Origin of the sequence: Paenibacillus sp. LBL, assembly GCF_029893715.1 — a bacterium.
In the GTDB taxonomy this organism is placed as follows: Bacteria; Bacillota; Bacilli; order Paenibacillales; family Paenibacillaceae; genus Paenibacillus_AQ; species Paenibacillus_AQ glucanolyticus.
Window position 1 is genome coordinate 662,046 of the sequence record NZ_JARXYU010000001.1, and the last position, 15,527, is coordinate 677,572.

The window sequence follows — 15,527 nt, forward strand, 5'->3', positions numbered from 1 at the left end:
AAGGGCATAAGTTTACAAAAAGACCGCTTGGAGGCTGCCGTGGATCTCGGCATCAACGGTCTTTCGTTCAGGCTTTATGTGTATTCCGATATTGTCCGGGCGTTGTACCCACCATCTTCTTGAAGGAGCGGATAAAACTCGAGGTGCTGGTGTACCCCACCTGTTGAGATATAGCTTCAAGCGTCTCTTCGCTGTCTCGCAGAAGCTGAATGGATTTTTGAATCCGAAGCTGATCAATGTACTCTTTAAAATTTTGCCCCATCGTTTTCTTAAAATGATGGCTGAAGTTGGAGACCGACATATCAAAATAATCGGCCATCATCTGCAGCGAGCAGTTCGGATCCATTCCTTTTTCCGCAATGATGGATAGAATCGCCTCTTGGGTAGCCGGACGGGCAAGCGGCAGCGTCTCGCTGATCATATCGCACAGCTTGGAACAGCTTTCCCGGATGATTCCGATCATCTGCTCCAGCGTATAGCGATGTTTGAACGCGGCATCGGTCAGCCGCAAGAGGCTCTGATCATCATGACGGAACCGCTGAAGCCCGTTGAAGATAACTGTAACCGTGTTCAGGTATACACTTCGGATCATATGCGGCGGTAAACTGTCATTGCTTAAATACCCGATCATACGCTCCGACAAGGAAGCCAGCATCGCGGCATCATTCTTCAGAATCGAGAGCTCAAGCGACTGCAGGATTTCGGCAAAATAGGATACGGCGCCTGATTGGGGAATTTCCATGTCATCAAATATCAGCACCGAACCGGTTTTGCGTATCCGCAGAAACTCCGCCGTCCGAAGCGCCTGCAGGTACGACACATGAATATCCACCGGTGATCGTGCTCGTACAGGTTTGCCGATGCCAATCACCGTTCGCAGTCCATTGTGCTTCAACAATGACTCTTGCATGCTTTCAAGACAGGATTCGAGGGGGAAATCACTCTCATGGGAGCTTGCCAGAATCAGCTCATGCTGATAGATGCTCTTGAAGAAGAAGGTCTGCACCCCGTCCGGCAGCAGCTCTTCGTATTTGCGGCAGCACGCCAAGATCTTCTCGGTTGCTCCGGCATCCGATTCACAGCATACCACGGCAACCGTAAAGTGTTCATATTTAAACCTAATGCCTATCCTTCCGGCTTCCTGTTCCCATTCCTCCCAGTCTGCATAATGCCCGCTCACCAGCTCGAACAGCAGGTTGTCCCGCATGATCGGCAAAGATCCCTTCACATGCTCGTCCAGCTTGCTATTCGCTTGTGAAAGCTCCTCCAGCGTGTACTTGATCGTATCAATTTCATTCATCGGCCTTCGCTCCTGCGGCTCGAAGACATGAACAGCGAGGTCAACCAGACGCCGAATCGGCTGATAATTTTTACGGATGGATACATAGATGATGAACACTTCGAGCAGCAGAATCAGTCCGACAAGAACAACCGTGTTCAGCTGTATCGTTCGAATGCCCTTCAGAGATTGAGATACAGGCAGCAGACTGACATATTTCCAGCCGTTCTTGTCTGAAACCGAGTGGGATACCAGATAGTCCGATCCACTGATCGCGTAGATGCCGGAGGTGGGAGAACGTTCCTCCCCTATGCCCTGCACAAGCGCCCGAAAATCATCGGAAGACTGGTAGGACGTCTCATTGGAAGAGACCAATCTCCTTCCCTGGCCGTCAAATACAAAGAAATCGCCGCTATAAATCTCTGAAACAGACTTCATCATGCGGACAATCGTATCTTCCTTTACCATAATCATAACGGCTCCGGGCGAATGGGTGCCTCCTACCGGAAGCGGCTGCACAAAGGTCAGCATTCTGACACGATTGTTGCCAGGCACAACCACATTCTCTACCGGCCGGACGACAGGGGCTTTGAGATCATTCAGGGTCTGTATCATATCTTGGTGCTCCCAGTTTTCATAATAATAGCCGACCCCAGGAATGGAGAGATCCTCCGTACTGTATGCGCTTCCAGTTTTGGAAAACAAATAACCGATGTTCTTCACATACAGCAAGGTGTTGTAAATAAACGCATCGGTTGCATTGTATTTTTTCATCTCATTGGCGATGATGACCCGCTGGTAGTCGCTTTCCTCCGCTTTGTACATCTTGAACTCCCGATTCTGTACCAGCTCAAACGGCAGATTGTACACATACCGGGTAAAGGTATCCATTGATGTCATGAACTGTTCCGTAATATGCGCATTCCAGTCCATCTCCTTCTCTTTCACTACGTCTGCCGAATAGGGATAGTAATAACACAGGATGACGATCACGGGAAACATCAGGACAAGCAAATAGGAAATCAACAGCTTGGTCAGCAGGTTTATCTTATGGATTCGCAAGCGGCAGCCCCCTCCCCATCACTTCATTCCAGATCTGAAAATGTTATCTATAAGAATACGAAATTCTCAAAAAAAAGAAAACTCATTTCCTGTCATCAACAACAAGAAATGAGTTTTTAAACTCCGTATCGTTTCACTTATCAACCTTATGAGGATTGCTCCACGCCCCATTTTTCCGCCCACTTCTCCATTTCCTTCAAAGAGTCCAGAAAATCCATCCCCTTCTCCGTCAAGGAATACTCCACGGACACGGGCACCGTAGGGAAAACCTCGCGCCTTACGATACCGCTGCCTTCCAAATGTCGAAGCACATCCGTTAAGGATTGTGTCTTGATGATAGCTGCATCCCGATGAAGCTGGTTAAAGCGTTTCGGTCCTTGGGATAACTGCGCGATGACAAGAAACGCCCATTTGGCACCAAGAATTTGCAGCACCGAACAGATATGATTGAACGCTGGCTTTTCCTGAAACTCTTCCCTAACGGGTTCCACAGCCTCACCCCACCGCTTACGAATAGTAAGTTAATCAAAATGTTTGGATAATGTCCAATTGCTTTGCCTTCTTACATAATAAATGTACTCTGCTTATAATACAAACACAACGAGATCTCGAGCATTTCCTAAACCGGCTGCAGCATGTGCTAGCCATGATTCGCAAGACCGGATGCCATAACCGAAGGGATGAATTTACATGAAACCATTCATGATATATTTATTAGCGCTTGGTGTCTTTCTTACCGCCACCTCTGAACTGATCGTTTCGGGTATCCTGTATGCAATCGCAGACGATCTCCATATTTCACTGGCGCTTGCCGGTCAGTTAATCACCGCGTATTCACTTGCCTTTGCCATCGGGACACCGTTTCTGGTTTCGCTCACATCGCGAATCAACCGTAAAAAGGTGCTGCTCGGCTCGCTTCTGTTGTTCATTGTCGGCAGTCTCGCATCCTATGCCAGCAGCCATGTATGGCTGCTTATGGGTTCTCGCATCATCCTGGGGATAAGCTCAGGGGTGTATCTCGTTGCTGCAATGGGAACCGCAGCCAAATTGGTACCCCCGGATAAATTGGGCCGTGCGATCGGTACCATCGTTCTCGGGTTCAGCAGCGCCATGGTGCTTGGAGTTCCGCTTGGCATCACGATAACCAATATGCTGAACTGGCAATCCATCTTCCTGCTGCTGGCTCTGCTCACTCTGTTGGTTGCCTTTGTCCTTGCCAAGCTCCTGCCGGATGTCGAAGGGGACGCGGCCGTTCCCTTTCATCAGCAGTTCAAAGTGCTGGGAAGTGTAGTGATCCTGAGCGCCCTGTTTCTCACCTTCTTCCGGGAATCCGGCAATTCGGTGCTGTTCACGTACATTACCCCGTTTATCCAGGATATTTTTCATATCAAGCCTTCAAGCATCAGTCTCATGATGCTGGTATTCGGTCTCTTTGGGGCTATCGGCTCCAAGCTGGGTGGGTATGCTATCGACCGGTTTGGGCCATCCAGAGTGATCACCCTCAGTACACTCATTCATATTGGGGTATTTGCTCTTCTCCCGCTGCTCTCGGGCAAGTCGCTCATTGGACTCATGCTGATAAGCATCATGGTACTGTCCATGTTTGCGGCAGGTCCCGCTGTCCAGAGTTATTTTATCCAGCGGGCACCGGGCTCTTCCAATCTGATTCTCAGCCTGAACACCTCCGTTGTTCACTTCGGGTTAGCTGCAGGAGCGGGTGCAGGGGGCTTCATGTTAAACACGACATCCACGCTTCAATACCATCCATGGCTCGGAGGAGTTGTGCTCGCTCTTGGTCTCGCAGCCGGACTTATCAGTTTCGCTGCCGGTAAAAGAGAGCTGCTGCCACAATCGACCTGACAGGTAAGGTGCTTCCCCCTTCCTATTACATTATTGCAAGCCACCCGGCTAACGGGTGGCTTGCTGCCGCCTTGTCGAAAATGGGCTCACGGATGTTTGCCCATCCGAATAACGTATCCTATGGGTCAACGCCTATTACATTATGAAGGGCAGGAATCACCGTGGCAGTCTCTTATATGGATTTCACCTCTCCATCTGTTCGTTATACTTATGATCTGAACAATAACCAAATTTTCAAAAAAGACAATCAAAACTATATTAATTCACTCTCGGTAAAAGAATTGAACACGCTCGGCAACGCTTCTCTGCTGGATATTCATCTCAGCACCGGGAATGTGGTCGAACCGCATACTCATCAGAATGCATCCGAGTTGGTGTATGTCATTTCCGGAGCGGCCATCGTCTCCATCATTAATCCGTTCACCAAGGAGCTGCTGAACTTCCCGGTCATGCCGGGTCAGGTCGCGCTTGTGCCTCAAGGCTGGTGGCATTATGAAATGGCGACGGCTGACAATACCCATCTGATAGCCATCTTTGATGCGCCTGTGCCTGAATTCATTCCTGGCTCCGACCTCTTCAGATTAACCCCGGCCAATGTCTTCGCCCATACGTATTGCCTGGATGAAGCCAAAGTGAAAGAGGCCTTCGCTCCTATTACCGATACGGTTGTAATCGGGCCGCCTAAGAACTGCATGCACCAAGGGCAGGTGCAGGGCCAGACGATGCAGCAGCAGCCGTCACATCACAACCAGCACTACTACCATCAAGGAAGCCCTGTGAACCGTGACTATGAGCTGCTGCAGCAACAGCAGCAATATCAACAGCAGCAACAGCAGCAGTTGTTCCAGCAGCAATCTCAGGCACAGGAACAACCGCAGCATGGAGCGTATGCTGCTGATCCACAGCGAACGCAGGCTCAAGAGCAAGAGCAGCTTCGCTCGCAGCAGCAATTACGAGAACAGGAGCGGCAGCAATTCATCCAACAGCAGCAGCAGCTGCCCTTCTTGCAGCGTCAACTGATCGGAAACGGCTGGGATCAATTCTGATCCATGCTGCAGTGATCTAGGTCTTCCATTGTCAAACGCAGCATCACTATTCGTCCGTGATGCTGCGTTTTTCTTCTTGAAATGGAGTAATATATTCAGGAAGGCCGAATGCTCCCGTTATTTTCATCTTCCGGCACGTAATGCTCCCAGGTTGTTTAACCGATATGGACCACTGTAAGCCAGAGGTCAGATTCACCAGGCTTAAATAGTATCCGTGGCCTGCACCTGTATCGATTCCCAGCTTACCGTCTCCATGCCAGAGCTCCTCTGGCGGTACACCCAAACGAAACGTAGAAGTATGACCAAACACAATAACTTTGTCCATGCATCGGGGGGACAGAAGAAACGGCTCACGAATCTCCGTTAATTCTACCGGGCTCTGTGCATGAAGCGGAATGCCCGGCCGAATCCCTGCATGCACAAACACATATTGTTTATACTCGGTCCATAACGGCATGGTTCCAATGAACTGCTGATACTTCATGAAACGGGAAGCCGCAAGCCCAGCTTGTTCCGGCCGTTGATGCAGCCATTTGCGTTCGTTGTTTCCCTGAAGCGCAACGGCACCGGAATCACACAGCTCCTTCACATAATCCAGTGTCCCTGCTGAATCCGGTCCCTTGTTTACATAATCCCCAAGCAGGAACAAGCGGTCCACCTTCGGATCATAATGCACATGCAGCAGAAGAGCTTGCAGCAGATGACCGTAACCATGAACATCCGAAACAGCGTACACCTGGCTCATGGGGCTAGCATGCTGCTGTCTGCATATATCATGGTTTGATCCGGAGACAGTCGTATCCACAATTCGCTTCCGGCATCCACCGTGCAATCATGGAATAAATGAATGGGCTGCCGATCTGCCGTTTCCACAATGACTCTCCATCTTGTCCCTTCGTACACCGTCTGTACCACCGTCACCTTCAGCAGGCTTCCTGCTGCCGAAGTTTCTTCGCTGCATATCCGGATGGATTCGGGATGGATCATTATCACGGCTCTGCCGTCTCCCATATCCCCGCCTGAGCGAAGTCCGGCAATGGGACGCCCGGCAAGTATGGCTTCAGGCTGCCCATTCCGGGCCAGCTCGGCTTCCAGCCGGTTGTGATATCCCATGAGCTGCGCAACCCAAGGGCTTGCCGGTCTCTCAAACAACACCCTCGGCTCCCCGAATTGATCAATTCGTCCATCCCGCAAAATCAGAATCCGATCCGCCACCGTGAATGCCTCCATACGATCATGCGTCACATACAAGGAAGCGATGGATAACTCCCCCAGCAGTCTCGCCAGTTCACCGCGCATGTCCGTTCTAAGCTTAACGTCCAGATTAGACAACGGTTCGTCCATCAACAGCAGCTTGGGCTCTGTTGCCAGGGCCCTTGCGATGCCGACGCGCTGCTGCTGTCCACCCGACAGCTGGGCGGGAAGGCGGTCCAATAAGCCCTCCAGCTTCAGAAGCGACTGGAGTCGTTCCAATTTATCCGCCCTGTCTTTAGTGTCCAGCTTCCGGCGCTTCATCCCGTACTCCATATTCTGTTTCACCGTCATATGCGGCCATAGGGCATAATCCTGAAACACCATATTGATAGGCCGATTCTCCGGGGGAACATAGTGCCTTCCCCGTTCCACGGTGACACCCGCCATCTCCACCTCGCCTGAATCTATGCGCTGAAGTCCGGCAACCATCTGCAGCAGCGTCGATTTCCCGCAGCCCGATGGACCGAGAATGCAGATGCGTTCTCCTTCCCCCACTTCAAACGTGATCGGCTCCAATACTTGCTGTGAGCCGAATGATTTCGATACGCCTTTTACCCTTAAGATCATTCCGCTCTCCATCCCTTCCAAGTCTGATCACACTCTATCGACAACCAATTCCATCTACCGCGATTTCTTGCCATCCAGCCATCGAAATACAAGACGCCCCACTGCTTGAAGCAATACGATGATCAGCACCACGGTACCGCAGCTTACCACGGTAGCAGCCGTAGCATAGCCATAGCGCGAGAATTCAAAAGCTCTATCGATAACCAGCGGCATCAACGAATAATTAGCCGGTTTCAGCATCGAGGCCAGGGCCAAATCAAACACGCTGGTTCCAAACGAAGCCAGAATTGCAATAAGCAACGACTGACGCACCATGGGCAGTACGATATCCCGCATCCGCTCGAATACACTTGCCCCTTGGATAGCGGCTGCCTTCAGCATTGTGCTGGACAAATTGCCGAACGCTCCAAGCTGGACCCTGACCGCGTAGGGGATGGCACCGGCTATGCCCGCAATCACGAGCAGCGAAGGCTTTCCGTACAAGTGCAAACCGAGCGGTTCCAGCCATTTTTGATTCCATATAAAGATATAGCCAATTCCCAGAACAACACCGGGCACTGCCAATGAAACGATAGAGAACAGCTGAAGCAGCGGTTTTAGCCTCGACTCCGTGAAGGTCAGCATATAGGCAACAACAAACCCGATCAGCATGCTAAACAATGCGGCAGCGGCAGCAATGGCAAGTGAATGATACATTCCTTCCAGATAACCCAGCAGCCGGTGGTCCCCAGCCTGCCCTGCAAATAATTCACGATAATGATCGAGCGTAAAATTACCCGCATTCAGGCCGCCGCCTGCCTGTTTCAGCAGAGATACCGCAGCACTCGTCCCAATCGGAATCCCGAGGCTCACAACAAGAAAAACCGTAATCAACAGATTGTAAATCCACGCAAAACGCGGCTTCACCTTCTCCAGCTTGACGGCTCTCGCATTCAGAAAGTCAAATCTGGATTTGCGAAGGGTCACCATAAGCAGAGTCATCGCCAGTGCCAGGATCAAGACCAGGTAAAAGGCCAGCACTCCCGCCATATCAAAACGTACAGGCGACTGGTAAATAGCCGAGTAAATGGAGTAGGTCAGCGTGGGGAATTTATACACCGTTGCCAATGCGGCAGGCAGCCCGAAATCGCCGATTGAATCCATAAAAACCAAGGTCCAGCCCGCTGCATATGAAGGCAGCGCCAATGGCAGCTCGACGGTTCTCCACACGGTGAACGGCTTGGCGCCGTTCAGTCTGGCCGCGTAACCAAACTGCCGGATATTCCATTCCGATGCGGCCATGATAGCCAGATAAGCCAGCGGAAACTTACTAAGCGACATGACAAACACTAGTCCGGCCGGTTGAAAAATGAACGAGGTAACCCACTTCAGACCCAGCCACTGATGAACCAGTCCATCCGCACTCGCAAACAATACCCAGCCCTGTGCAATCATGAAGGAGGGAGCGATCAGCAGCACCCAAGCTGTCATATCCAGCAACCTCGCTGCGGCAAAATTCCATCTTGCCCGTATAGTAGCCAGAACGCCTCCGATGATCGTACCAAACGTGGCCGTTCCCAGCGCTAATGTGACTGAATTCAGGAGGGATTGTTTCCACAGCGGACGATGAAATATTTCTCCGATCAAACCCAGGCTGCTGGACTGAATCTGCCCGAAAAAGAGTCCGGGAAATATCACGTTGATCAGAACGGCGAGCAGCGGCAAAAAAATAAAAACAAACAGGAGGAGGGTTACCCCGCCTCCATAGCGAGCTTCCGAAGTATTCATGTAATCTGCCTACCTTACGTTCTGATCCGCAAACCAGGTTTTGATCTCAACTTCATGCTCGGAGGCCCACTTTGCAGAAGGCAGCATAAAGGCACCGTTTGGTTCACGTTCACTTCGTGCCGGCACACCTTCAACCAGCGGCGTGAAGAAGCTGTCCGTTGAATCCAGCGCCGTTAACATCTGCTGTGTCTCGGGTTTCAGCATATATTCAACAAACGCCTTGGCCGCAGCCGGATTCTTGGCCTGTTTGCTGATCGCTACCACACGAAGGCTCCCGGGTGCCCCCTCCTCCGGCCAAATCACCTCAATGGGCTCACCTGCAAGTTTCAGTTCATAAGCATTGTGCTCCTGAAGTGCCGCAACCTCGATCTCTCCGCTTAACAAGGCTTTGCCTACCGGGCCGTTCTTGGGATAGACATGAAGTCCCTTCTCAAAACGCTGCGCATATTTCTGCTCCGCCTCCGCTACGCCCCACTGTTCAAAAAACGCAGATACGAGTGGATAGGCAGGCGCTGCTACAGCAGGATCTGCATGACCGACTGGACCGTCATAGTCAAAAAATTGTTCCCATGTGGTCGGAGCCTTCTCTGGCGATACCCGATCCGTGTTATAAGCAATCACGCCAGCTGCATGAATGCCGACCGGGAAATAGGCGAAATCCTCCGGCACATAAGCCTTCCCGTTCTCGGACAGATTCCCCAGATTCTGGGGCTGCCAGCCTGTCATCAGAAAATCGCGGTCAGCTAAATTTCGCACCGATCCGTGACCGTCCATCATCAGTACGTCCCACTGCGGGTTCCCCTGCTCGGCCTCTATTTTGGCCAATGCTTCTCCACCGCCATAATGCACGGCTTCAATCTTGAAGCCTGTCTCTTCCATAAACTTCGGAGCAATGAAATCCACAAAATCATTTCCGTATAAATAGATCGTTTCCCCGGTGTCTTCAACCTTGTCGTTACCTGAGGACACCTCCGATTGCCCCGAAGCCCCACTTCCGCTGGCGATGGGTACGGTGGTTTCTCCCGATCGGACCGTTTGCTGTCCATCGGATTGCGCGCATGCCGACAATAGCCACATGAGTGCGGTTAATGCAAACAACATCCCATATTTGAAACCTGTCTTTTTCTTCATGTCACCCTCCTGTTTCGAATTGGCCTTCTTGATTCCATTTCAGCATAACGCCCCAGATTCAATTAAAAATTATCGCTGCGTTAACAAAGAGTTAAATAATATCTATCAAATAAAGGATAAGATTAATAATATCGATGATAAAACTGGAAGAAAGGATGTAATCCATGAACTTACAGCAATTAAAAGTGTTTGTGCTCACCGTGGAGCTGAAGAAGCTGTACCTTGTAGCTCAAGAGCTTGGCATCACCCAGCCAACCGTCACCTTCCATCTGAACAAGCTGCAGGAAGAGCTTGGCATCGCTCTGTTTCATACCAAGTCCTATCATGTCATCAAGCTTACGGAAGCCGGCCACGCCTTCTATCATTACGCATCACAGATCCATTCCCTGTCCGAGCAAGCTGAATCGACAATGGACATATACCGGGGAACGGCCGCGGGGGTTCTCGCCATTGGCAGCACCCATACGCCAGCCACCTATCTGTTGCCGCCGCTCTTGCAGCAGCTGAAGCTCAATTATCCAGGGCTGTCTATCATGCTGGATGTCCGTCCGGCAGCCTATATTCTCGAAAAAATCAAAAAATATGAGCTCGATGTCGGCATCATCTCGAACACGCAAGTGGAGGACCCTGAATTCATCGCCCAGCCGCTGATTCATGATGATCTCGTGCTTATATTCGCGCCGGACCATCCCTTCGGGAGTTCAGAAGATTTGTTTCCGGAGGATCTGGCCGGACATCCCTTCGTATCCCATGAACCGGGCTCCATTAGCCGGCAGCTTATTGACCGCTGGGCGGACAAACATCGGTTGCAGCTTCAGGTTTCGATGGAGATCTCGGGTACCGAGGCACTGAAATCAGCGGTGCGGCACCGTCTCGGGTATGGCATGATTGCAGAAGCCGCCATTCAGGAGGACCTCGCAGAGGGCAAACTTCGTTCGCGGCCCATCCCGTCCTGGCTGCCTGAACGCCAGATCTATGCCGTTCGGCACCGCAATAAACTGATTAGTCCGGCACTGCGAATGTTCTGGAGAAATCTCCTGGACAATTTTTCATCTCAACAGACGAATCATGTTCGAGATCAGTTTTAAGTTTCATTCCGCCATATTTCGTATTCTTCTAAAAAGGGGTAGAATAGTAAGGTGCGGCATTCTGGTATGCCAATGTTAATCCAAGGAGGATCCTAAATGATGAGTGTTGATTATAAAGCGTATTTCGCTGAACACCGCGAAACCCATCTGAACGAATTGAAGGAATGGTTGTCCATTCCGAGCATTTCCGCCCTGTCCGAGCACAAAGGCGACGTTGCCAAGGCAGCAGAATGGCTTGCTGGCAAGCTTAGAGAGGCTGGGCTTGAGCATGTCGAGGTTCATCAGACGGCAGGACACCCTATTATTACGGCGGACCATCTGCATGCGGAAGGCAAGCCGACCCTACTCGTATACGGCCATTACGATGTGCAGCCGGTAGACCCGCTGCATCTGTGGGAAACTCCGCCGTTTGAGCCGGATATTCGCAACGGCAAGCTGTACGCGCGCGGCGCTACGGACGACAAAGGACAGCTCTTCCTGCATGTCAAAGCTGTCGAAGCTATTTTGAAACAGGAGAAGGAGCTTCCGGTCAACATCAAGTTTTGTATCGAAGGCGAGGAAGAGGTATCCAGTCCAAACCTGCCGCTCTATCTCGACAACAATAAGGACAAGCTTGCGGCGGATGCCATTGTGATCTCGGATACGTCCCTGCTCGCACCTGGTAAACCGGCTATTTCTACGGGCCTCCGCGGATTATGCTCCCTGGAGCTGTCACTCGAAACAGCCAATACCGACCTGCATTCCGGTACATATGGCGGCGGGGTGCCTAACGCGCTGCATGCCCTCGTCTCCCTGCTCTCCTCGCTCCATGATGAGCAAGGCCGTGTCGCTGTCAAAGGCTTCTATGACGGCGTACTTGAGCTGTCCCCGGAAATGCGCGAGGAATTTGCCAAGCAGGAATTTGACGAGGAGAAGCTGAAGCGGGATCTCGGCCTCGATTCCCTGTATGGTGAAGAAGGCTTCTCCTTCGTGGAACGGGTAGGTGCACGTCCTACGTTAGAGCTGAACGGGGTGTACGGCGGATTCCAGGGCGAGGGCAGCAAGACCGTCATTCCGAAGGAAGCCCACGCCAAAATCACGTGCCGCCTGGTGGCGAACCAGGATCCGCAAGCAGTTCTCGACGCAATTGAAGCACACTTGCATGCTCACACTCCGGTCGGTTCGAAGCTAACGTTCAAACCGAAGGAAAAAGCGTTTGCCTTCAACATCGATCCATCCCATCCGATGCTGCAAAAAGCGGCGGATGCCTTCGAGAATGTGTACGGCACACGTGCCCTGTTCACGAAGGACGGCGGCTCCATTCCAATCGTGGAGAAGCTGTCCAGCACATTGAACGCCCCTGCGGTCATGATGGGCTACGGCTTGCCGGATGAGAATCTGCATGCTCCGAATGAGCATTTTAATCTGGAGAATTTCGATAAAGGGCTGCTGACAGCAGTGGAGTATTTAAAGCTGGTATAAGAAGGCTTCTGCAGTACAGTTACCGCCCGTCGGCGGTTCATGACTGAAAGAGTCAACTAAGATTTTGTCTCCCTTCGGGAGACTCCATCGTTTGCACAGGCAAGAGGGCTGAGGTGTACACTTCAGCCCTCTTGCTTTGTTTTTGCATGGAAAACGCTGCGAGTGCTGTGATTCTGCACTCGCAGCGTGGGCGGTAGTGCAGTAGGGCGCAGTGCTGCGATCTGCACACGCTATCGTTGGGGGGCTGGGCTGTGGGGGGGACGCACTCGCTAACGTTTGGGGATGGGCTGTGCGCCGTGGGCCTATTAGCCTCTTTTTGTGTTGAACCATCCGTTCGTTGCCCCCGCTTCCCTACTCCCTGCTCACTACTCACTACTCTCTACCTCTACACTCTGCTCTCTACTCTCTACACTCTACACTCTACACTCTACTCTCTACCTCTACTCTCTACACTCTACTCTCTACCTCTACTCTCTACCTCTACTCTCTACCTCTACTCTCTACCTCTACTCTCTACCTCCCCTCCTCCTCTATTTGGTTAACGGACCGACAGGACCTTATTGGCTTAGAAAGGTCCAATTCACAATTCTAATGGACCTGAGGATCGCTATTCCCAGATTTAGAGGTAACTTCACCCGTTTTTCAGAAAAATAACGGCCTTCCTGTCCGTTAGTCTCAAAATCAGGCTATTTTATCTAAAATAGCGGCTCTCAGGTCCGTTATTCCCAGGAAATGACCAGCAAACAGACCATATCGAAATCATGCGATCACTTCCAAAAATGTCCAGCAAAAAGACTATACCGAGGTCACATGAGGATTGCCAAAAATTACTGCGAAAGCAGGCCATGCCCAGATCACGCGCTTGGTTAGCGGGCCGACAGGATCTTATTGGCTTAGAAAGGTCCAATTCACAATTCTAATGGACCTGAGGATCGCTATTCCCAGATTTAGAGGTAACTTCGCCCGTTTTTCAGACAAATAACACCTCCCTGTCCGTTAGTCTCAAAATCAGGCTATTTTATCTAAAATAGCGGCTCTCAGGTCCGTTATTCCCAGGAAATCTTCAGCAAACAGACCATGCCAATGTCACTCCCTTGGTTAACGGACCGACAGGACCTTATTGACTTAGAAAGGTCCAATTCAAAAATCTAAGGGACATGAGGACCGCTATTCGCAGATTTAGAGGTAACTTCGCCCGTTTTTTAGACAATTAACGGCCTCTCGGTCCGTTAGTCTCAAAATCAGGCTATTTTATCTAAAATAGCGGCTCTCAGGTCCGTTACTGCAGGAAATGTCCAGCAAACAGACCATACCCAGCTCACGCAAGTACTGTCAAAAATTGTTTGGCAAGCACACGCGATTAATTATCGGCCACGCGCCGAGTGACAAAGACTAAGCAGCCGTCCGCAACCCCTGTTCATAACCAAACACACGGTAGAAACAACCTCGTTTGGATTAGGGATCGACTCATTAAAATCAATGGATGCCGTGAGGATCTCATATTTAGGATTAACCTCCTGCACAGGACTGCATGATCATTAAGGAACTTGGTCATGATATCCACTATGTAGTAGAAGAAGCGAGTGCGTTACCCCATTCATATTGCTTAGCCGCTAGGCATTCGAGGGTTGCTTGCTTTTTTATGTTTATCATACTGTTCAGAGTGAACGTGATTTTGCAATCTGTACAATCCATGCTTGCATGAATATCCATATCCATGTTCGCAAATATGTAAAAATGGGTAAGAAAAAAGGGAAGATTCATCGCATAAGGAGGGTACGTATGAGAGCAGTCACATATCAAGGTGTAAAAGACATTCAGGTCAAACAAGTTGAGGATCCTACCATTCAGACCCAGGACGATATGATCGTCCGCATTACATCGACGGCCATTTGCGGTTCCGATCTTCATATCTACCAAGGAGCTCTGCCTGCGGCAAAGGATTATGTCATCGGTCATGAGCCGATGGGGATTGTGGAAGAAGTCGGGGCAAACGTGACGCGCGTGAAAAAGGGCGATCGCGTCGTGCTCCCGTTCAATGTGTCATGCGGCCATTGCTACTATTGCAATCACGATATGGAGAGCCAATGCGACAACTCCAACGGAAACCACGATATCCATACAGGCGGTTATTTGGGTTTTACCGAACGCTACGGAAACTACCCGGGCGGCCAAGCAGAATTTTTGAGAGTTCCGTACGGAAACTTTATGCCGCTAGTCATTCCGGAGTCGTGCGAGCTGGAGGATGAGGCCCTTCTCTTCTTGTCCGACGTCCTGCCCACAGCATATTGGAGTGTGGAGAATGCCGGTGTGAAGCCGGGCGATATCGTAACGGTGCTTGGATGCGGGCCCATCGGTCTGATGGCGCAGAAATTCGCGTGGATGAAAGGGGCTAAACGGGTCATCGCCGTTGACCGTCTCCCTTACCGATTACAAAAGGCAAAGCAGATGAACAACGTGGAGATCTACAATTTTGAAGATTATGATGATATGGGCGCATACATCCGCGAAATTACCAAGGGTGGATCGGATATCGTCATAGATTGCGTGGGTATGGACGGCAAGAAATCCCCTTTGGAAGCCATCGGTCAGAAGCTGAAGATCCAGGGCGGTACGTTGAGTGCAATCGATATCGCAATCGAGGCTGTCCGTAAATTCGGTACCGTTCAGATAACGGGCGTATATGGCTCTTTATATAACATGTTCCCGCTGGGGCATATCTTTGAGAGAAACATTACCCTGACCATGGGACAGGCCCCCGTGATCCATTACATGCCGGAGCTGTTCAAGAAAATCACGGCCGGTGAATTCGATCCAACCGAAATTGTATCTCACCGGATTCCACTGGAACAAGCAAGTGAAGCCTACCGGATATTCTATGAGCACGAAGATGAATGCACCAAGGTGGTTTTAAAGCCCTAAGCTCCATCATTTCCGATGAGTTCCAGTGAACCAAAACCAAGCAGTCCCTCACGGCCATAGGCTGTGAAACTCTGCTTGGTTTTTCGTTTT

At 50.8% G+C, this 15,527-nt stretch carries 11 protein-coding genes; 5 read left to right on the top strand and 6 right to left on the bottom strand.

The window, feature by feature from the left end; genetic code table 11:
- Positions 1-67: 67 nt before the first annotated feature.
- Both M2277_RS03155 and M2277_RS03160 read right to left on the bottom strand, forming a co-directional pair.
- On the bottom strand, positions 68-2,341 hold the full coding sequence (locus tag M2277_RS03155) for a helix-turn-helix domain-containing protein (RefSeq protein WP_280754105.1): 2,274 nt from the start codon (positions 2,339-2,341) through the stop codon (positions 68-70).
- Positions 2,342-2,487: 146 nt separating this feature from the next.
- Complete coding sequence (locus tag M2277_RS03160) at positions 2,488-2,832, bottom strand: winged helix-turn-helix transcriptional regulator (RefSeq protein ID WP_006211889.1); 345 nt, start codon at positions 2,830-2,832, stop codon at positions 2,488-2,490.
- Positions 2,833-3,031: 199 nt separating this feature from the next.
- Between M2277_RS03160 and M2277_RS03165 the strand changes: the two genes are divergently transcribed.
- Positions 3,032-4,201 carry an MFS transporter gene (locus tag M2277_RS03165; RefSeq protein WP_006211890.1) on the top strand — a complete coding sequence of 390 codons (1,170 nt, stop codon included), beginning with the start codon at positions 3,032-3,034 and terminating at the stop codon, positions 4,199-4,201.
- A gap of 161 nt (positions 4,202-4,362) precedes the next feature.
- On the top strand, positions 4,363-5,247 hold the full coding sequence (locus tag M2277_RS03170) for a cupin domain-containing protein (protein WP_280754106.1): 885 nt from the start codon (positions 4,363-4,365) through the stop codon (positions 5,245-5,247).
- 46 nt (positions 5,248-5,293) lie between these two features.
- On the opposite strand, the gene M2277_RS03175 is transcribed toward M2277_RS03170, so the two are convergent.
- Genes M2277_RS03175 through M2277_RS03190 form a run of 4 tightly spaced genes read right to left on the bottom strand, consistent with a single transcriptional unit; the run spans position 5,294 to position 9,966 of the window.
- Entirely contained in the window at positions 5,294-5,992 is a 699-nt protein-coding gene (locus tag M2277_RS03175) for a metallophosphoesterase (RefSeq protein WP_006211893.1), read from the bottom strand.
- Entirely contained in the window at positions 5,989-7,068 is a 1,080-nt protein-coding gene (locus M2277_RS03180) for an ABC transporter ATP-binding protein (RefSeq protein ID WP_036641503.1), read from the bottom strand. The genes M2277_RS03175 and M2277_RS03180 overlap by 4 nt, the downstream gene beginning before the upstream one ends.
- A gap of 54 nt (positions 7,069-7,122) precedes the next feature.
- A complete protein-coding gene (locus M2277_RS03185; RefSeq protein WP_280754107.1) occupies positions 7,123-8,835 on the bottom strand; it encodes an ABC transporter permease in 1,713 nt (570 codons plus the stop codon).
- 9 nt (positions 8,836-8,844) lie between these two features.
- Positions 8,845-9,966: an extracellular solute-binding protein gene (locus M2277_RS03190; RefSeq protein ID WP_148246731.1), complete on the bottom strand. Its 1,122-nt coding sequence runs from the start codon at positions 9,964-9,966 to the stop codon at positions 8,845-8,847.
- A 164-nt stretch (positions 9,967-10,130) separates the two neighbouring features.
- Here M2277_RS03190 and M2277_RS03195 point away from each other — a divergent pair, with 164 nt between their 5' ends.
- The 3 genes from M2277_RS03195 (at position 10,131) to M2277_RS03205 (ending at position 15,437) form a co-directional block, all read left to right on the top strand.
- Positions 10,131-11,054, top strand: coding sequence for a LysR family transcriptional regulator (locus tag M2277_RS03195; RefSeq protein ID WP_280754108.1), 924 nt, complete (start codon positions 10,131-10,133; stop codon positions 11,052-11,054).
- 99 nt (positions 11,055-11,153) lie between these two features.
- Positions 11,154-12,515: a dipeptidase gene (locus M2277_RS03200; RefSeq protein ID WP_280754303.1), complete on the top strand. Its 1,362-nt coding sequence runs from the start codon at positions 11,154-11,156 to the stop codon at positions 12,513-12,515.
- Between the two features lie 1,782 nt (positions 12,516-14,297).
- Complete coding sequence (locus M2277_RS03205; protein ID WP_280754109.1) at positions 14,298-15,437, top strand: zinc-dependent alcohol dehydrogenase; 1,140 nt, start codon at positions 14,298-14,300, stop codon at positions 15,435-15,437.
- The last annotated feature ends 90 nt before the right edge of the window (positions 15,438-15,527 follow it).